Annotated in this window: 11 protein-coding genes; 4 read left to right on the forward strand and 7 right to left on the reverse strand. The window is 73.0% G+C overall.

Going from position 1 to position 18,650, the window contains the following annotated elements; genetic code table 11:
* Positions 1-7: 7 nt before the first annotated feature.
* From AB0M36_RS09880 to AB0M36_RS09890, 3 genes are all read right to left on the reverse strand, one after another.
* Positions 8-3,580: an ATP-dependent DNA helicase gene (locus tag AB0M36_RS09880; protein ID WP_364154952.1), complete on the reverse strand. Its 3,573-nt coding sequence runs from the start codon at positions 3,578-3,580 to the stop codon at positions 8-10.
* Positions 3,581-3,665: 85 nt separating this feature from the next.
* Positions 3,666-7,865 carry an ATP-dependent DNA helicase gene (locus AB0M36_RS09885; protein ID WP_364154953.1) on the reverse strand — a complete coding sequence of 1,400 codons (4,200 nt, stop codon included), beginning with the start codon at positions 7,863-7,865 and terminating at the stop codon, positions 3,666-3,668.
* Between the two features lie 38 nt (positions 7,866-7,903).
* Positions 7,904-8,917: a LacI family DNA-binding transcriptional regulator gene (locus AB0M36_RS09890; protein ID WP_364154955.1), complete on the reverse strand. Its 1,014-nt coding sequence runs from the start codon at positions 8,915-8,917 to the stop codon at positions 7,904-7,906.
* Positions 8,918-9,351: 434 nt separating this feature from the next.
* Between AB0M36_RS09890 and AB0M36_RS09895 the strand changes: the two genes are divergently transcribed.
* Positions 9,352-9,759, forward strand: coding sequence for a VOC family protein (locus AB0M36_RS09895; RefSeq protein ID WP_364154957.1), 408 nt, complete (start codon positions 9,352-9,354; stop codon positions 9,757-9,759).
* Between the two features lie 6 nt (positions 9,760-9,765).
* Here AB0M36_RS09895 and AB0M36_RS09900 read toward each other — a convergent pair whose 3' ends face one another.
* The gene (locus tag AB0M36_RS09900; RefSeq protein WP_364154959.1) at positions 9,766-12,438 is read right to left on the reverse strand and encodes a hypothetical protein; all 2,673 of its coding nucleotides are present in this window, start codon (positions 12,436-12,438) and stop codon (positions 9,766-9,768) included.
* Between the two features lie 164 nt (positions 12,439-12,602).
* On the opposite strand from AB0M36_RS09900, the gene AB0M36_RS09905 reads away from it, so the two are divergent.
* On the forward strand, positions 12,603-14,360 hold the full coding sequence (locus AB0M36_RS09905) for a DUF1996 domain-containing protein (RefSeq protein WP_364154961.1): 1,758 nt from the start codon (positions 12,603-12,605) through the stop codon (positions 14,358-14,360).
* Positions 14,361-14,427: 67 nt separating this feature from the next.
* Here the strand turns inward: AB0M36_RS09905 and AB0M36_RS09910 are convergent, their stop codons facing one another.
* Positions 14,428-14,910 (reverse strand): hypothetical protein, encoded by a 483-nt coding sequence (locus tag AB0M36_RS09910; protein ID WP_364154963.1) that lies wholly within the window; start codon positions 14,908-14,910, stop codon positions 14,428-14,430.
* Positions 14,911-15,026: 116 nt separating this feature from the next.
* Between AB0M36_RS09910 and AB0M36_RS09915 the strand changes: the two genes are divergently transcribed.
* Positions 15,027-16,949 carry a hypothetical protein gene (locus AB0M36_RS09915; protein WP_364154965.1) on the forward strand — a complete coding sequence of 641 codons (1,923 nt, stop codon included), beginning with the start codon at positions 15,027-15,029 and terminating at the stop codon, positions 16,947-16,949.
* Here the strand turns inward: AB0M36_RS09915 and AB0M36_RS09920 are convergent, their stop codons facing one another.
* Both AB0M36_RS09920 and AB0M36_RS09925 read right to left on the reverse strand, forming a co-directional pair.
* A complete protein-coding gene (locus AB0M36_RS09920; protein ID WP_364154967.1) occupies positions 16,950-17,498 on the reverse strand; it encodes a TIGR00730 family Rossman fold protein in 549 nt (182 codons plus the stop codon).
* Position 17,499: 1 nt separating this feature from the next.
* Entirely contained in the window at positions 17,500-18,276 is a 777-nt protein-coding gene (locus AB0M36_RS09925) for a TIGR00730 family Rossman fold protein (RefSeq protein ID WP_364154969.1), read from the reverse strand.
* A 211-nt stretch (positions 18,277-18,487) separates the two neighbouring features.
* On the opposite strand from AB0M36_RS09925, the gene AB0M36_RS09930 reads away from it, so the two are divergent.
* Positions 18,488-18,649, forward strand: a complete 162-nt coding sequence (locus tag AB0M36_RS09930) for a hypothetical protein (RefSeq protein ID WP_364154971.1) — start codon at positions 18,488-18,490, stop codon at positions 18,647-18,649.
* The last annotated feature ends 1 nt before the right edge of the window (position 18,650 follow it).

The following is an 18,650-nucleotide window of genomic DNA, read 5'->3' on the forward strand; positions in this document are numbered from 1 at the left end:
CGTGAGCCTACTCGTCGCGAGTCTGCTCGCCGCCGGGCCGCTCGCCAGTGGCGGACGAGAGACTTGATTCCGGAATGTCGGTAATCAGCGCGGCGAGGCCGTCGGCATCCAACAGGTCGGCCGGGCGCACGGTCACCCCGTCGCGGACGTAGTGGAAGCCGGCCCGCACCCGCGACACCGGCACCCCGGCCAGCGCCGCCCAAGCAATCCGATACGCCGCGAGCTGCACCGTCGCCGCGGCGGCATCGGCGGCTGCGGGGCGCCGGCCGGTCTTCCAGTCGATCACGTCGTAGCGGCCGCCGGGCTCGGCGAAGACCGCGTCCATCCGCCCCCGGATCACGACTCCGGCCACCGTGGTGGCGAACGGCACTTCGACCTCCACCGGCGTCCGTCCGGACCATTCGCCGGCCAGGAAGGCCTCTTGCAGGGCGGCCAGCTCCTCGTCGGCCGCCGCATCGTCGTCGGCGGCGCCGGGTAGTTCGTCGAGGTCGAGCAGCCGGACCGAGCCGAAGCGCCGCTCCAGCCAGGCGTGGAACGCCGTGCCGCGCCGGGCGTAAGGCGCGGGGCGATGAGGCAGCGGGCGGCGCAGGGAGCGGGCCAGCAGCTGCGAGTCGCGGCGCAGCACGACCAGCTGCGAGACCGACAGATGCGGCGGCAGGGCAACCTCGAGCGGGCCATCGCGCCGGGCCCGTTCCTCGCGCTCGGCCAACAAGAGCGTCGCCTCCCGCCGCCAGCGAGAAATGTCCGGATCCTCCCCCGAGCCGTCCCCAGCCGGCACTGCACCACCCGCAGCCGGCGCCACACCAGCCACGCCATCCCCAGCCGGCACCACACCAGCCGCAGCCGGCACCACACCAGCCGCTGACGAAACGCCGCCGGCCGCCGCTGACGGATCGCCTTGCTCGGCGAGTCCGACGAGGTCAGCGGCGAAGCCCGCCCGCGCGCCAACCTCCGCAGCCCCCTCCGCCAGCTCGACGAACGCCGCGGCGGCCTCCGGCGTAGGCGCCGCGATCATGCGCCGGATCAGGTCCGCCGCGGCCGCCATAGCCGGGCGGCGCGGCCCCAACGGGTCCGAGGGCCACTCCGCCGTGGCCACGAGCTCGGCCGAGGGGTTGGCCGCGTCGCCCGGTGGCTCCGGGGTCCAGTGTTCGACCGTGCCGGCTCCCTCGAGACAAGTAGCCCGGACCTCCTCCAGGAACACCGACGGGCCGCGGGGGCGCTTCACCGCGTCTCCCCACCAATAGCCCGACGCGAGCAGCAGCCTCCGGGGACGGGTCACCGCCACGTACGCCAGCCGCCGTTCCTCCCGTTCGTCGTGCTCCCGCCAGGCCCGGCCGAACGCCGCCAGGGCCGCGGCCGCGTCCTTCTGATCCGCCGCGGAGGACAGGTCGAGCGCCGGCAGGCCCGACGCGTCGCCGCGCAGGGGGAACGGCAGCACGCCGATGCCGCCCAGGTAGTTGTCGGAACCGCGGGTGATGCCGGGCCACACGTTCTTGGTGAGGCCCGCCACCGAGACGACGTCCCATTCCAGGCCCTTGGCCGCGTGCGCGGTGAGGATCTGCACGGCGCCCTCGATCACGTCGACCTGACCGGGGGCGAGGCCTCGTTCCTCCTCTTCGGCCGCGGTCAGGAAGGCGAGGAAGCCCGCGATGGTGCCGCCGTCGGTGTCACCCGCGTACCGGGCCGCGACGTCGCCGAGGGCGTCGAGGTGGCCGCGGGCCAGGCCCGCGTCGCCCGCGCCCCAGCCGCGGACGGCCACCTCCACGTCCAGGCCGATGGTGCGTTCGATGTCGGCGACGAGGTCGGGCAGCGGTTGGTCCAGGCGGTGCCTCAGCTCGGCCAATTCCCTGCTGTACGCCCGCAGCCGCGGATAACCCTCCTGCGAGAACTGCTGAGGCGCACCGAGATCGGCCATCGCCTCGACCAGCGTGGCGTCGTCAAGCCGGTCCCCGACCACCTGCTGGGGGTCGTCCCCGGTGGTGCCGGCGACGCGGGCCGCGGCGATGGCCCGCGCCCGACGGTGCAGCGCCACGAGGTCACGGGGACCGATGCGCCAGCGGGCGCCGGTGAGCAGTCGCAGCAGCGCCGCGCCGTCGGTCGGGTCGGCCAGCACCCGCAGCGTGCAGACGACGTCGCGTACCTCCGGGGTGTCGAGCAGGCCGCCGAGGCCGACCACCTCGACCGGCAGGCCCGCCGAGCGCAGCGCCTCCTCGATCGCCGGGATCTGGCTGCGGACCCGGACCAGGACCGCGCTGGTCGGCCGCCGCTCCAGCGGGATCTCGGCGGGCGCCGCCTCCGGCAGCCGGGCAGCCGCCCGCCACGCGGCCAGCATCGAGTCGGCGATCCACTGCGCTTCTTCCGCGTACGTATTAAGCAGCGCGCACGCGACCGTCCGCCCGCCGACGCGATCGGCCACCCGCTGGGCCGGGATGAGCTCGGCGACGCGGGCGCCGGCGGCGCGCAGCGGCCGCGACAGGGCGTTGGCGACCTGGAGGATCTCCGGGCGGTTTCGCCAGCTCCGGGTCAGGTTGAGCACCCACGCCTCGCGCCCGCCGGGCCCGGTGAACTCGGCCGGGAAGCGGTCGAGGGTGCCCGCCGACGCCCCCCGCCAGCCATAGATGGACTGGCACGGGTCGCCGACCGCGGTGACCGGGTGCCCGCCGCCGAAGAGCGCGTTGAGCAGCACCACCTGGGCGTGGCTGGTGTCCTGGTACTCGTCGAGCAGCACGATCTTGTAGCGCCCGCGTTCGATCTCGCCGACCTCGGGATGATCCCGGGCGACCCGCGCGGCGCGGGCCAGCTGGTCCCCGAAGTCCATCGCCTCGATGTCGAGTTTGCGCTGGTCGTAGAGGCGGACCAGAGGCAGCAGGGTCAGGCGCTGCTGCTGGCGGTGCAGTGCGTCGGTGACGTCCTTGTAGACCCGGCCGGGCAGCGACTGCACCTCGGCGAAGAAGCGGCCGGTCCAGGCGGCCAGTTCGTCCGGCGCCACGAGATGCTCGGCGAGCTCGCCGGCGAGCGCGAGCACATCGTCGGTCACCGTCCCGGGCGCGCGGTTGAGGCCGGTCATTTCTCCCGTGTACGAGCGTACGAGCGAGTCCACGATCTGCCATCTGGCGGCCTCGGTGAGCAGCCGAGCGGACGGCTCGTATCCGGCGCGCAGTCCGTGCTCGGTGACGATGCGGGCCGCGTACGAATGGTAGGTGGCGACCGTCGGCTCCCCGGCCAGCGCATCCTGCTGTCCGAGGCGGCGCACGAGCTGGCCGAGCCGGGTACGGACGCGGTGGGCCAGTTCGCCGGCGGCCTTGCGGGTGAACGTGAGGCCGAGAATCTGGTCGGGATGGGCGTACCCGTTGGCGACGAGCCAGACCACCCGCGACGCCATGGTCTCGGTCTTTCCGGAGCCGGCACCCGCGACGACCAGCAACGGTTCGACCGGCGCCGCGATGATCGCGGCCTGTTCCGGCGTGGGCGCGTGCAGCCGCAGCAGCTTCGCGAGCTCGACCGGCGTGTACCGGGGACCGGCGTCGGCACGCCGGCGCGGCCGAGGCGTCGCGTCGGTGAAAAGGCTCGGCTGGGTCATCGGATGTCCACGGGGTTCGGCGCTGTCGCCGGCGGTCGACGCAGCGCGAGGCTTGGCAGCCACCTGCGGGTCCACCCGCGCGATCTCATCGGCCGGCCGCCTCGGGGCCGGGCTCGACGACCTGGCGACCGTGGCCGCTGATCGGGCAGCTCGTCCGGACCGGGCAGACCCGGCACTTCGCGTTGGCGACCGCGGAGAAGGTGGCGGCGGCCATGGTGTCGGCGGTGCGGCGAACCATCGCATACGCCCAGTTGGGGTCCTCGGCCTCGGCGAGCGGCACCTGCAACTGCTCGCGCGCCTCCTTGCTCGGGCCGAGCTGCACCAGCGCCGCGCCCCCACTCTCGGCGCCCTCGCTCAGGGCGTCGAACGCCCCCGCGTCCACGGCGGCCTGGTAGCCGGCGAGCTGGGCGTGGTCCTCGACCTCCCCGGCGGAGACGGCGGTGCTCTTGCCGGTCTTGAGGTCGATGACCACCAGGCGGCCCTGTTCGTCGATCTCCAGGCGGTCGACCCGGCCCGTGAGCTGAATGGGCCGCGACTCGTCCCCGAGCCGCACGGTGAACTCATGTTCGATGGCCAACAGCCGGCGCGGATTGCGGGCAAGCCAGCGCAGCAGCTTGTCGACCATGCCCTGGGCACGTTCCTGCTCCGGACCGGCCAGCCACCGCGCGGCCAGCTCGATAGCGTCGAACCGGGCCGAGACGTACTCGACGAGCCGCTCGCGGTCGGCGTTCGCATCCTCGGCCAGCATGGCGGCGGCATGCACCAGGTTGCCCACACCCTGAGCGGGCCCCGCGGGCGCCGCGCCGCCATGGCGTTCGAGCAGCCAGCGCAGGCTGCACCGCAGCGCGCTCTCCATGGCGGACGGGGTCACCTTGACCGGCTCGCCCTCGTCGGCCAGCGGGCGGTCGTCGGAGAGCGGCTTGAGTCCCCACCACTCGTCGGGGTGGGCGCCCGGAACGCCGGCCTTGGCGAGCCGCGCCAGTTCGGCCGCCGCGGCATGCCGCCGGCCGGGCGCCGCATCCGCGGCGATGACGACGGTACGCAGCTCGGCCACCAGCGCGGCCAGGGTAAGCGCCCGCGGTGGCCGCCCCACCGGCACCTCGACCTCGACGCCGGCCGGCTCGGCACCCGCAGACTCGGCACCCACCAACTCGACGCCCGCGGACTCGGCACCCACCAACTCAACGCCCGCGGACTCGGCACCCACCAACTCAACGCCCGCGGACTCGGCACCCACCAACTCAACGCCCGCGGACTCGGCACCCACCAACTCGGCACCCACCGACTCAATGCCCGCCGACTTGGCACCCACCGACTCGGCACCCGCAACCGAGGACACAGTCGAGCCGGTCTCGGCCGCGCCCGAATCAGCCGGGCCCGCATCGGGGTGGCGCAGGTCGATCGGACCGCTACCTGGACCGGCCGGGCCAGGACCGGAACCCGCCGGCCCGGGACCGGAATCCAGCAAGCCGGAAGCAGGACCGGCCGGGCCGGGGCCGGCCTGACCCGGGTCGGAGCCGGCGTTGGCCGTGCCGGAGCCGGCGTTGGCCGGGCCGGAGCCGGCGTTGGCCGTGCCAGAGCCGGCGTGGGCCGGGCCGGAGCCGGCGTGGGCCGGGTCGGGGCTGGCCGGGTCAGGGCTGGGGTCGGGTGGGCTGGGGTCGGGTGGGCTGGGGTCGGGTGGGCTGGGGTCGGGTGGGCTGGGGTCGGGTGGGTTTCGCGGTGCCGGTGGGTCGCCGTCGCCGCGCTGGTCGGGTAGGGCCAGTTCGGCGAGGAATCGGCTCGGTTGTTCCTCGCCGTCGGAGCCGCCGACGCTCGCCGAGGCGACCGCCGTCACGACGAGGCGCTGCCGGGCCCGGGTGGCCGCCACGTAGAACAGCCGGCGTTCCTCGTCCAGCAGGGCCGAGGTCTGTCCGACGACCGCTGCCGCTCCCGAGGCGGCACGGCCGGCGATGATGTCGACCAGGCGTTCGGAGCCGAGGAGGCTGCCGCGCAGCCGCAGGTCGGGCCAGATGCCCTCCTGCACGCCGGCCAGCACCACCACGTCCCACTCCAGGCCTTTGGCGGCGTGCGCGGTGAGCAGGCGCACGGCCTCGCCCCGGTCGGCCGAGGGGGCGATGGAGTCGGCCGGGAGGTCCTGACCGAGGACGTGGTCCAGGAAGACCTCCGTGCGGGCCCCCGGCAGCCGGTCGACGAACCGGGCCGCCGCGTCGAAGAGGACCACCATCGCGTCGAGGTCGCGGTCGGCGGCCTCGGCCCGCCACTGGCGCGCACGGCCGCCCTCACCGCCGGGCTCGACGGGGGCGCCGCGGGTGCTCAGCGCATACCAGCGGTCGGCGAGGCCGCTGGCGTGCCAGACGGCCCAGAGCACCTGCTCGGCGGTCGCGCCCGCTTCGGCGGCGGACTCGCGGGCGATGGCGATGAGCCGGGCCACGTTCTGCGCGGGCATCGCCCAGCGTCGCTCGACCATGTCGAGGCCGGCCGGGTCGCGGATGGCGTCGACGAGCAGTTCGCCGGAGGGCCGCCGGTCACCGGCCGCCAGGGCGAGGGCGCGGAGCCCCTGCCGCAGCCGCCGCTCGGCCAGCGGATCGGCGCCGCCGAGCGGGGAGTGCAGCAGGGCGACCGCGGCCTCCTCGTCGAGGGCCTTCGGGTCGAGAGCGCAACGCAGCAGCAGGAGGAACGGCGCGACGGCCGGCTGCAGGTGCAGCGGCAGATCCTCGGCGTGGGTCACGGTGGGCACGCCCGCGGCGGAGAGCCCCCGCTGCAGGGAGGGCAGTTGCAGGCTGGTCGAGCGCAGCAACACGGCCATCCGCGACCACGGCACCCCGTGCAGCAGGTGCGCCTCCCGCAACGCGTGGGCGACGAAGGCGGTCTCGCTGGTCGCCGACCGAAATGTCCGCACCACCGCGCCCGGCGTGATCCCCGATCCGGCCAGACCACCAATGTTGGCCGGGCCGTCAGAGCCCCCCGAACCAAGGGAGTCAGCCCGAAAGCCGACCGGGGAAGCGGAGGACGCAGCGGAAGGCGCGGGGGCGGAAGGCCCGGCGGCGGAAGACCCGGCGGCCGAAGGCCCGGCGGCGGAAGACCCGGCGGCGGAAGACCCGGCGGCGGAAGTCGCGGAGGACGCGGCGGGTGCCGGGGAGACAGAGGACGCCGCAGTGGAAGGCCCGGCGGCGAGAGGAGGAGAGGCGGCGGAAGTCGCGGAGGGAGGCTGGAGCCACCGGTGGCCGGGTCGGCCGCGCATCCGGCGCGCGACCCGGCTCGTCGAAGTGAGCAGCGCGGATCCGGCGCGATAGCTCGTATGCAGCGTGACGGTCTCGGCGAGCGCCCCGGACGGCGTGCGGAAGCGGGTCGGAAACGCGCTGACCGCCTCCGGGTCGGCGCCGCGGAAGCCGTAGATCGAGGAATCCGGGTCGCCGAATGCCACGAGGGGCTTGCCGCCCCCGGCGATCAGCGACAGCAGCTCCATCTGGGCGGGGTCGGTGTCGGCCAGCTCGTCGACGTAGATGTGTGCGAGCCGGCGGCGTTCCGCCTCCAGCAGCGCGGGGTCGTCGCGGAGCAGGCCGGCGGCGGCCCGGACCAGCTCCGCCGGGTCATACGCCGTCGATCCCCGGGTGGTCACGTCGCGCAGCGCGAGCACCGCGACGTATTCCCTCAGGAAGCGTGCGGCGGCCGGCCAGTCGTCGCGGCCGACTCTTTCGCCGAGCCGGGCGAGCTCGACCGGGCCGATTCCCCGCTCGGCGGCACGCTGCATAAGGTCGCGCAGCTGTTGGGCGAACGCGCGGGTCGGCAGGGCCGGGCGTAGCGCCTCGGGCCAGTGCACGGCGTCGGGCACCGTGTCGTCGCCGACCGCTTCGAGCAGCTCGCGGATGATGAGGTCCTGCTCCGGGCCGGTCAGCAGCCGGGGCGACGGCTCACCGCGCTCGGTGGCGACGCGCCGCAGCAGGCCGAACGCGTACGCATGGAAGGTGCGCACCAGCGGCTCGTGGAATGTCGGGCCGGCGATCCGCGCCTCGATGCGGTCCCGCAGGGCCATGGCGCCCCGGCGGCCGAACGTCAGCACCAGAATCTTCTCCGGGTCGATTCCCGCCGCGATGCGCTCGGCGACCGCCTCGACGAGCACCGTGGTCTTGCCCGTGCCGGGGCCGCCGACGACCAGCAGGGGACCGTCGGTGTGCGCCACGACGTGCTCCTGCAGGGGGTCCGCGAGCAGTGCGGCCACGACGGGTGACCGGCGACGCACCAGCCGGTAGGCCGGCCGGCGCACTGCCGCGGGAGTCGAGGTCACGGCACCAATGAGACCACGCAGCTATGACAGAAAACCCGTCAGGGTTTGCCGACCGAGGCTCGTAGGCGTACGGGCATGGGCACCCGGTGCACCGCCGGATCCCGAGGCTCGCCGAGGAGCAGTTCCACGGCCTTCCAGCCGAGCTCGTAGTGCGGCAGCGCGATGCTGGTCAGCTGCGGGCGCAGCCAGGCGGCGAGGTCGGAGTCGTCGAAGGACAGCACCGACACGTCGTCGGGGATGGTCCGGCCCGCCTCGCGCAGCGCCTGGTAGGCACCGAGGGCGACCCGGTCGTTGAGGCAGATCAGCGCCTTCGGGGCGAGTCCGTCGGCCAGGGCCCGCCGCACCGCGTCGTACGCCGGTTCAGGCCACCAGTCGCAGTCGATGTTTCCGGCGAGCCGGATGCCGACGGCGCCGAAGCCTTCCCGGATTCCGGCGACGCGCTCGCGGCCGGCGAAGACGTGGTGGGCCGGCTTGCCGACCAGGTAGATGCCCTCGCGGTGGCCGGCCTCGACGAGGGTCCGGGCGGCGGCGCATCCGGCCGCGGACTCGTCCGGTATGACCGAGTGGTACGCCGGCCGCGCCGCCCGGGTCAGGCAGTTGAGCAGGACGACGGCCCGACCCTTGAGCTGTTTGGGCACCCGGACGTGGCGGGTGAACATGCTGGCGTACACGAAGGCGTCGACCTGCCGGTCCAGGAAGTCCGCGATGAGCTTCTCCTCGACGACCGAGTCGCCCTCGGTCTCACCGATGAAGAGCAGGTGGTCGTGCGCGACCGCCGCGGCGAGGCTGCCGTGGATCGCGCGTCCGGCGTACGGATCGGACGCGAGCGTGTCGGAGACCAGCGCGACGGTCCTGGTGACTTTCGTCCGCAGGCTTCGGGCCATGAGGTTGGGCCGGTAGTCCAGCTCCTGGGCCGCCCGGAGGACCCGCTGCCGGGCGTCTTCGGAGATCCGCATGTCCAGGTGGCGTCCGGCGAGGACGAAAGACGCCGTGCTGCGAGACACGCCGGCCCGCTGTGCGACCTGTAACAGGGTCGCCCGTTGCGGGGGCATGCCCCTGAGTCTTCCACGTGCGGTCGAAGCGCCCGACGGCGATACGCACCTTTCGCGAATCGTCCTAGCGCGGCCGAGATCGATAGGCCTTGACGTCCGTCCACGGCCGGAGCAGGGTCTAGCTAAACCCATCTAGCGCCAGGTGCCGGGCCTCCCCGCCGGCAGAGGCCTCGTCGTCGCGGGTCGCCGTGGGCCCGCGACGACGAGCACGAACGACACCCCCGACACCCGTCGCGTTCGTCGGGGTCAGAGCGTGCCTCGGCGCGCCCCCGCGTCGCCCGGCGGGCCGTCGAGGTCCCTGGTCACGCCGGGGGCGGGCGGGATGCCGAGGTCCCGGTCACGCCGGGGGCGGGCGGACTCCCGTCCCCGGCGTGACACCCGATCGGTCAGCTTTCGAGAAGCTCCCGGCGGGAGCGGGTCCTAGCGTGAACCACATGACGATTTCGCTGTCACACTGCTTTCTCATCGTCCACGACTACGACGCCGCCCTCGCCTTCTATCGGGATGTGGTGGGGCTCGAGGTCCGCAACGACGTCGAGTTCGAGGACAACCGCTGGCTGACACTGGGCGCCCCGGGCCGACCGGAGGTCGAGATCGGCCTGGAGATCCCCGGGTACTTTCCGCACACCTCGGAGGCGGATCGGCGCACCACCGCCGACCTGCTGGCCAAGGGACTGCTGCCGGGGATCATCTTCCGCACCGATGATTGCGACAAGACCTTCGAGAAGGTACGCGCCTCCGGGGCCGATGTGCTCCAGGAGCCCATCGACCAACCGTACGGTGTGCGGGACTGCGCCTTCCGCGACCCGTCCGGAAACATGGTGCGGTTCTCCCAAGGGTGAGTGGGCTCAGTCGGTGACGGTGCCGGTGACCGGCTTGAGCCCGGTGCTCTCCTCGAAGTGCAGCTCGACGAGTTCGTCGGGCTCGGCCGCGCCGTCGGTGATCGTCGGCACGGTGAGCTCCTTGGCGGTCTCGCCGGCCTCGACCATCGCGTACACGCCGAGCGGGGTCTGCGACAGCGGGCGCGACGGCTCCGGATCCTCGAACCCGAACTCCTGGAACCATCCGGGTTCGACGTCGGTGCTCGACAGCTCCGTGCCGGTGGCCGGCGTCTTCGGGCCGGCCCAGACGGCGATGGACGTCTCGGCCGGAGCCGACAGCGTGACTCGCCAGGCGAGCTTGCCGCCCTCGGCCACCCGCTCGGTCACTGGCGCGATCGAGAGGGTCGGCGCGGGGTCGTCGTCGAGGACCCGGACGCCGCCGGAGTAGGCGCCGACCACCAGGCCGCGTTCCGCCTTGGCGGCCAGCATCGTGTCCTCGCCCTGGCCGTGGAGCTTGTCGCCGCGCACCTTGACCGGGACGCGGATCGCCCGGTCGCCGGGGCGTACGGTGACCAGCCGCGACGTCGTCTCGAACGTCTCCGAGTGGGTGAGGAAGAGCCGGACCTGGCCGTGGCCACGCCCGGTGACCTTGACCGGGACGCTGTAGGTGCGGGTGCCGGAGTCGCCCTCGTCGACGGTGAGGGTGCCGAGGTCGACTCGGGGCAAGGAGGTCTGCCGCGGCGCGGGCGTTCCCGGCCGCCAGCCCCACGCGTCGATCAGCCAGGCCTGGCCGGCGGGGCCGCGCGGGACGAGTACGAGTTTCGCGATCTTGCCGCGCAGACCCTTGAGCGGCACGCGCACCTCGCGGGCCCAGTAGGAGGTGGTGTTGTCGCTGCCCGGCAGGCCGTCGACCGCCACCTCGCCCAGGGCCGTACGCCGCCCGTCCGGCCCGACGACGGCGACGCCGAAGCGAGTGCCGGTGGTGTTCGGCGGGACCATCAGGCGCAGCGCCAGGTCGCGGGCGCCGGCGACGGAGACCGGCCGGCGGGGTGCCAGGGTCAGCGGGGTGCCCGCCGCGGTCCAGTCGAGCCTCGCGGCGTAGCGGCCCGGCTCGGGCGTGGCGGTGAAGGGCACGAAGTGCGCCGAGCGCGCGCCACCGTCCGGGGCGACGCAGGCGTTGTTGGCGTCGTCGCTGACCTGGGTGCAGATGCGGGCGCCGCCGCCGGTCGTCACGGACTCGTCCGGGATCAGCGTCGGGGTGCGCTGCGCGCCGAGGGCGTGGCTGAGCACCCGGGCCGGGTCGGCCGAGGGCGCGCGGACGCCGCCGCCGTCGAGCAGCGGGCGCACCCGGTCGTCACCCGCGACGAACAGTCGCGCCGCGGCCGCGATGTACGTGGCACCGGCGGTCTGCTCCTGCCGCGCGGTGAGCCGCGTCGGCGTTCCCGGCGAGCAGACCGGGTCGTTCTCGCCGAAGAAGTCGTCCCACGACGGCGCCGCCGACTGCCCCGGCGTCCACTCGGTGTTGAAGAAGTTGTGGTTGGCGCCGACCATGTACAGCGAACTGTGCAGGGCGGCGCCGCGGCTGACGCCGCGGGTCTCGTCGACGAAGATCTGGCCCTGGAGGTCGGAGACGTCGCCGTCGCAGCCGGGCAGGATCGTCGCGGACGGCACGTCCGGCACCGGGTTCTGCCCGAAGATCGTCGGGCCGATGAGCAGCAGGCCGCGGATGGTCCAGCGCGCCTTGCCGCGATATCCGTCCTGGGCTGACGGCGGCGGGGTGAGCGTGTCCATCGCGGCCCGGCTCACGCCCTCACCGCCACGGGAGTGGCCCATGAGGAACACCTTGGACAGGTCGGCGCGGGGCGCGGAGCGCACGATCGCCGGTGCGCCGGCCCGGGCGGTGCCGGCCCAATCGGCCCACCTCGCGAGGTGCTGGCGCACCAGGGACGAGCGGGCCTGGGCGCCGCCGTCCTCGGCGGCGTAGTCCTGGCCGTTGATGCCGTTGGCCGAGATCGAGACGGTGATGTAGCCCTGGGAGGCCAGCAACTCCTGGGCCTGGAGGTAACCGCGGTGGCTCGGGATCGGCGCGGTGCCGGCCGGGCACGGCCAGTCCTGCGGCGCGTCCTCGTCGGCGCCCTTGAAGCAGACCGAGTGGCGTCCATGCAGGAAGAGCGCGAGTGGGCGCTTGCCTTGGGCGTTCCGCGGTGCGACCACGACGGCCTGCATCTCGACCTTCGCGGGGAAGTCGGGAAGCTTGACGCCGTCGAGCGCATACTCGCCGCGAACCGTCCGGTACGGGCCCTTGACGCCTGGGTCGACCGGGTTGGCGGCCTGGGCGGCCGGAACCTTGACCTCCGCCAGGGCCCGGCGGAGGGCCTGCGGCGCCGGGGCGTCCAGGCGCTTGCCGCCGGCGCGGACGGACAGTCCGTCGAGGCTGCCGACCCGGTCGAGGTCCAGGGTGAAGGTCCGCTGGTCAGGCTGGGGATTCGGGCGGCCGAGCAGCCGGTCGCCGGAGAAGAACTCGATGGCGGCGTCGCCCATCGGCACCCGCTTGTCCGAGCGCCAGGTCAGCTTGCCGCCGGCTACGGACCAGCCGTCGCGCGGGGCGGCGGGCTGGGATGGGGGCGCGGCCCAGGCTGGTGCGCCGGCTCCCGCTACCAGGGCCGTGGCGAGCGCGGCCGCGATGAAAATTCTGCGCATACGCCCATGCCTAGTCGATACGTGCAAATCAGTCGATGACCAGCTACCCGAGATTCTTACCGTCTGCTGACCAATGGCTGGATGCCCGTCCGTTGCTTCCGTCGGTCCCGTACAGCTGACCGTCGAGCCGCGCACAACGCGGGACGCGAGGCAAGGAGACAGGGATGACAGGCAGGAGCAGAGGGGCCGGCACAGCGTCGGGGAGAACCGCGCGCATCGCGATGGCGGTGGCGGTGCTCGCCGCGACCGGCGTCCTCACCGCGACGTTCGTTTCCAGCGGCGGCAAGGGCACCGCCGACGCGGCCACGGAGCTGAGCCAGTACGTGCCGATCGAGAAGGTGACCCCGGGCGTCCGTCCGCCGGCACCCCGCCGGGGCGCCTCCACCGGCCGGTTCGTCGTCAACTGCGGCACCAACGGCAACGGCAAGTTCAGCCCGGACAACCCGGTCGCCCAGCCGGGAATCTCCAACGGCGCCGAGCACGTCCACGACTTCGTCGGCAACCTCGCCATCACCGCGAACTCGTCGGACGCCGACCTGGCCGCCTCCGGCACCACGTGCCGCAACGGCGACAAGTCGTCGTACTTCTGGCCGGTGCTGCGGATCGATCCGGCGGTCCGCCCGGGTAGCGGCGACACCGGGCAGGCGCTGGCCAAGGCCACCCCGACGGTCTCCTGCCCCAGTGTCCGCGACCGGCTGGCCGCCGTGCCCGCCGGCACGAAGGCGGCCGTGGACCGCTGGACGACCGAACTGGACCGGCTGACCGCCGCCGCGAACGAGAAGATGAGCGCCAGCCGTGGCCGCGTCGACGCCGCTTTCAACGCCTCGGTCATCGACCCCCTGCGGAGCCGGCGCGCCCAGCTCATCACGGCGATCAGCAACAGCATCACCGGCGGCTCAGGATCGGCGCGGTTGGTGTCGCTCGTCGACTGCGACGTCAGCTACGACTCCATGCACGCCTTCATGGGCGGCAGCCACGCGAAGTCCGTGAGCGCCGCGGCCGCCGCGACGCCTCAGATCCAGTGCCCCGCCGTGCGCGGCCGGCTGCCCGGCGTGCCGGCGTCCGCTCTCGACGAGGTCAACCGGGCCCTGGCCGACCTGGATCGGCAGATCTCGGCGGCCGACCAACGCCTGCTCGCCACCCGTGGGCAGGGTGGCGCCGCGTTCGTGGACAACGCCATCCTCGGGCCGCTGAAGGCTCAGCGCACCGCGGTTCTCGACCGGATCGCGAACGCCATCGACCGCGCGGCCGCCCGGCCGCGAGGCCTGGAAGCAATGGCCGAGTGCACGCTCACCAAGCCTGTCGCCCAGAACGGGTCGACTCCCGCTCCGCAGCCGAGCTCTTCCGCCCTGCCCGAGCCCCAGGGCAGGAACCTGGAGCTGCCGAACAACACCGGACCCATTCAGCGGCCCCGCTCCGTGCTGATCGAATACCGCGGCAACGCCGCCGGCAAGGTCGTCGCCATGCCGAGGTTCCTGCGGGCGCTGACCGGTGACGCGAAGCCCACCAGCCGCGGCCCGGCCAACGCGCGCCCGGCCTGGACCTGCTCCGGTGTCACCGACCGACTCTCCGACAAGTACCCGATCTGCCCCTCGGGGTCCCAGGTGCAGCGCGTGCACGACTTCCCCGGCTGCTGGGACGGCAAGAACGTCGACAGCGACAACCACCGCAAGCACGTGGCGTTCGCCGACGCGGCCACCGGGGTCTGCCCGCGGGGCTTCCGTGCCATCCCGCAGCTGCGGATCACCATCTCCTACGACATTCCGCGGGACGTCCAGGTGCGCGGGCAGTTCGCGCTCGACTCGTTCCCCGAGGAGGACCACAACCCGTTCTCGGACCACGACGACTTCGTCAACGTCAACTCGACGAGGCAGATGAACAAGATCGTCGCCTGCGTCAACTACGGGCGTAGCTGCCGCTAGGACGGGGCACTGCGGACATACGGTCGTGTACCGCCCGGGCCTCGGGCGGTACACGACCGGTTCTTTGTCAGTACGGAAGGTCGCCGTCGGTGTAGATGTGGATGTTCACCAGCGTGTTGGTGGCGTTGTTGTTGGTCGCGCAGACGGTGTAGCTGCCCTGACCGGCGAAGGTGCCGAGCGAGGTGCGGCCCTCGTAGGCGAACCCGGAGATGGTGCCGGACGGCGTGCCGTAGACGAGCCAGCCGTTGCGGGTCACCTTGAACCTGGCGCCGGCGCCGGTTGCCTGCCCGTCGGCACGGACCTGATAGGTGGCGGTGTCCCTGGCGGTCAGGCACCGCTGTTCCCCGGGGCGGAGCGTGCCGCCCCAGCCCTCGGCGGAGGCGAAGGCCGCCTGGGGAACGACGGCCAGGGCCACTGCGGCGATGCCGGCGGCGAACGCCGCACGCCCGGCGTGACGGCTGAGGGCGCTGCGGTTCAGGTTGCGGATCATGGCGTACTCCTTGGGTGGTGGTGTGTCCTTGACGCCGATGACGCTAGGGGCGGCGAACATCCACAAAAAAGACCGTTCCGCGCCCGACCCACGCCCACTTTCCGCTCACTGCGCCCACCCCCTCGCGGGTCGGGATTTCGACAGACGCCGGGCCGGGAAGGGACGAGACTCGGGTCATGAGCACGCGGTTCGCCGACCGGGTGGCCACGGCCCGCCGCCAAGACTTCGTCGGCCGTACAGTCGAACTCACCGGTTTCGCGCAGCTGCTGGCCGGCGACGGCGGCGCGCTGGTCTGGGTCTCGGGCCCCGGCGGGGTGGGCAAGACCTCGCTGCTGCATCAGTTCGCGGACCTCGGCGAGCGGGCGGGCCGGCGGGTCGTGTGGCTGGACGACGCGATGCCGGACGGCGATCGACTCGTGGTGCTGGCCGATGAGGCGGTCGAGACGGAGCTCCTGGGTGAGCTGCCGGCCGACGCCGTGGTGGCCGTGGCGAGCCGGTCCGGGCCGCCGCTGCAATACCGCACCGATCCGGGCTGGTCGCGCGTGTTGCACCCGATGCCCCTGGTCAATCTCGATCCGGTGGAGAGCGGGATGCTGCTCGCCCGGCGCGGCGTACCCGCCTCGGCGCACGCCGACGCGATGGCGTTCACCCACGGCCATCCCCTGGCGCTGGCGCTGATCGCCGACGTACGCGCCCAGGACCGCGCGCCGGCCGCACCGGCCGGCGGGCCGGAAGTGGTCGCCACCCTGCTCGCCGCGCTCGTCGACGCGGTACCGAGCCCGGAGCACCGCCTGGCCCTCGACGCGGTGTCGCAGGTCGCCGTGACGACCGAGCCGTTGCTGGCCGAGTTGCTGCAACTGCCGGACGCGCACCAACTGTTCGAGTGGCTCCGCGGCCTGTCGGTGATGTCGGCGAGCGCGCACGGCCTGGTCCTGCACGACCTCGCCCGCGAGGTGCTCGCCCGGGATCTACGCTGGCGACACCCGGAGCTGCACACGACGATCCACCAGCGGGCCGGCGCCTACTACCGCCGCCGGTTCGCCGGCGCCACCCCGGACGACCAGCGCCGGATCCTGCTGGACTTCGCGTTCCTGCACCGCGACAACCCGGTGATCGGCGCGTTCCTGCAACAGTGCCCGGGCGGCGACCTGCGGATGGTGACCGCGGGGCCGCATCGGTGGCCGGCACTGAGCGCGATGGTGCGACGCCACGAGGGCGCCCCTTCGGCGGCGCTGTTCGACCACTGGTGCCGGCACCAGCCGGAGGCCGTGCACGCGGTGGTCGACGCCGACGATACGGCCGTGGGTGTGGCGGTGTTGCTGACCCTGCACGCGGCAAACCCGGCCGATCCGGCGACCGCCTCGGCGTTCAGACGCGCCGCGCCGGCACCCGGTGAAGCCGTCTCGCTGCTGCGGTTCTGGCTCGACGCCGAGGCCTATCAGCAGCCTTCCCCGACGCAGGCGCTCATCTCGCTGCACGCGGTACGCCACTACCTGATCACCCCGGGCCTCGGGTACTCGCTGATCTACCACGCCGATCCGGAGCTCTGGGCGCAGATGTGCGAGTACGTCGGCTTCACCCGCGCCGACGACGCGGACTTCACCGTCGACGGCCGCCGGTACGCCGGATTCGGCCACGACTGGCGCCGCATGCCGCGACTCGCCTGGCTGAGCATGCTCGCCTCGCGGGAGACCTCGGGCGAGCCGGTGGAAGCCGAGCCGTCGACCGCGTCCGGCCCGCTGGACCGGGCCGCCTTCACGGCCGCGGTGCGTACGGCCCTGCGGGAATGGGGCCGGGTCGACCGGCTGGCGACCAGCCCGCTGCTGACCAGCCGATTCCTCGCACGCTCCGACCACGGACGGACGGCCGAGGCGCTGCGGGCCGTCTTCGAACAGGCCGCGGCGACGCTGGCCGATTCACCCAGGGACCGGGCCGCCTACCGCGCGCTGCATCACACCTATCTCCGACCGGCGGGGACGCAGCAGGCGGCGGCCGATCTGTTGCGCCTGCCGATGAGCACCTACCGTCGCCACCTGGCCGCGGGAGTGGACCGGTTGACCGAGATCCTCTGGCAATGGGAGTCCGCGGCGGGACCCTGATCAGAGCCCCGACGCCCGCTCGATCGTGTCGAACGCGGCGTCGATCGAGGTCACCAGCGTGACCTGGGCCAGCGCCGGGCGGCGGACGAACGCCGTCTCGGTGATCTCGCCGAGCCAGGTCCACAGGCCGGCGTAGAAGCCGTCCGGGTCCAGGATCACGATCGGCTTGCGGTGCAGACCGAGGGTCGCCGTGGTCCACACCTCGAACAGCTCGTCGAGGGTGCCGAGTCCGCCGGGCAGGGTCACGAACGCGTCCGAGCGCTCGATCATGATGTTCTTGCGCTCGCCCATGTCGGTGGTGACGATCAACTCGTCCGCCGAGGTGTCCGCGACCTCGAGGTCCACGAGAGACTGCGGGATCACGCCCAGCGTGTGCGCCCCCGCGGCTCGGGCGCCCTCGGCGACCGCGCCCATCATGCCGACGCGGCCACCACCCGAGACCAACGAGTGACCGCGGGGCCCGAGGGCCTTGCCGAGGGAGGTGGCGAGATCGAGGTGCCTGGGGTCGAGGCTGCTGGAGGAGGCGCAGAAGACGCAGATCGCCGCCACGTCACCGCTTTCCGGCCGCGGACGCCGCCGCCTCCGCCTTCACGATCATCGCTACGGCCTCCGCCACGTCGTCGGTCACCAGGATCAGGTCCAGGTCCTGCTGGCTCACCTTGCCGTCCACGAGCAGCCGGTGCTTGATCCAGTCGAGCAGCCCGCTCCAGTACTCCACTCCCATGAGGATCACCGGGAAGCGGGTGACCTTGCGGGTCTGGACGAGGGTGATCGCCTCGAAGAGCTCGTCGAGGGTGCCGAAGCCGCCGGGCAGGACGACGAAAGCCTGCGCGTACTTGACGAACATGGTCTTGCGGACGAAGAAGTAGCGGAAGTCGATGCCGATGTCGACCCAGTCGTTCAAGCCCTGCTCGAAGGGGAGTTCGATGCCGAGCCCGACCGACATGCCGCCGGCCTCGGTCGCGCCCCGGTTGGCCGCCTCCATCACGCCCGGGCCGCCGCCGGTGATCACCGCGAGGCCGGCCTCGGCGAGAGCCGCGCCCAGATCCGCGGCCAGCACACACTCCGGGCTGTCCGGGGCGCTGCGCGCGGAGCCGAAGACGCTCACCGCCGGCGGCAGATCGGCGAGGGTGTCGAAGCCCTCCACGAACTCGGAGAGGATGCGCAGGGCCCGCCAGGCGTCCTTGGTCTTCCACTCGCCACGGTGGTGGGAATCGAGCAGCTTCTCGTCGGCCGTGCTCGGCGGAATGGATTCACGCCGCAGCGTGACGGCGCCGCGATGACGCTCCTGGGGTAAGCGGCTTCGACCGGGTGAGCTGTCCGTCATGGCACCCACGGTAGTGCGGACGGTCCGTAACCGGTGAATATCCGGTTGGGTTTCGCCAAGAGGATTGCGGCGTCGCGGCCTTTTTGCCAGATTGAAGCCACGGACGGTAGCTCTGCGACCTCTGTACAGTGACAGACCCGCACGCTATCGACCCGCACGGCAGGCACGGCGTCCGGCTCCGGCCGGGCATCTCGGCGAAGGAGCCACCGTGATGACCCGTTACGAGCGAATGAAGATGCAGCGTCGCATGCAGAGGCGCATCCGCCTGGTGGTCGAGGAGCGCCGCATCGCACTCGCCCTGCCGCCTCCGGCGGCGGATCCGACCCTCGACCCCGAGACCACCGTGGAAATTCCGCGCGCTACCCAACCCTGAC

Origin of the sequence: Actinoplanes sp. NPDC051346 (genome assembly GCF_040682215.1) — a bacterium.
In the GTDB taxonomy this organism is placed as follows: domain Bacteria; phylum Actinomycetota; class Actinomycetes; order Mycobacteriales; family Micromonosporaceae; genus Actinoplanes.

What these genes read in the sequence shown, in the direction of transcription:
- AB0M36_RS09880 (WP_364154952.1), bottom strand. Translation starts at nt 3,580, where the DNA reads ATGACCCAGCCGAGCCTTTTCACCGACGCGACGCCTCGGCCGCGCCGG.
- AB0M36_RS09890 (WP_364154955.1), bottom strand. Translation starts at nt 8,917, where the DNA reads ATGCCCCCGCAACGGGCGACCCTGTTACAGGTCGCACAGCGGGCCGGC.
- AB0M36_RS09895 (WP_364154957.1), top strand. Translation starts at nt 9,352, where the DNA reads ATGACGATTTCGCTGTCACACTGCTTTCTCATCGTCCACGACTACGAC.
- AB0M36_RS09900 (WP_364154959.1), bottom strand. Translation starts at nt 12,438, where the DNA reads ATGCGCAGAATTTTCATCGCGGCCGCGCTCGCCACGGCCCTGGTAGCG.
- AB0M36_RS09905 (WP_364154961.1), top strand. Translation starts at nt 12,603, where the DNA reads ATGACAGGCAGGAGCAGAGGGGCCGGCACAGCGTCGGGGAGAACCGCG.
- AB0M36_RS09910 (WP_364154963.1), bottom strand. Translation starts at nt 14,910, where the DNA reads ATGTTCGCCGCCCCTAGCGTCATCGGCGTCAAGGACACACCACCACCC.
- AB0M36_RS09915 (WP_364154965.1), top strand. Translation starts at nt 15,027, where the DNA reads ATGAGCACGCGGTTCGCCGACCGGGTGGCCACGGCCCGCCGCCAAGAC.
- AB0M36_RS09925 (WP_364154969.1), bottom strand. Translation starts at nt 18,276, where the DNA reads ATGACGGACAGCTCACCCGGTCGAAGCCGCTTACCCCAGGAGCGTCAT.
- AB0M36_RS09930 (WP_364154971.1), top strand. Translation starts at nt 18,488, where the DNA reads ATGACCCGTTACGAGCGAATGAAGATGCAGCGTCGCATGCAGAGGCGC.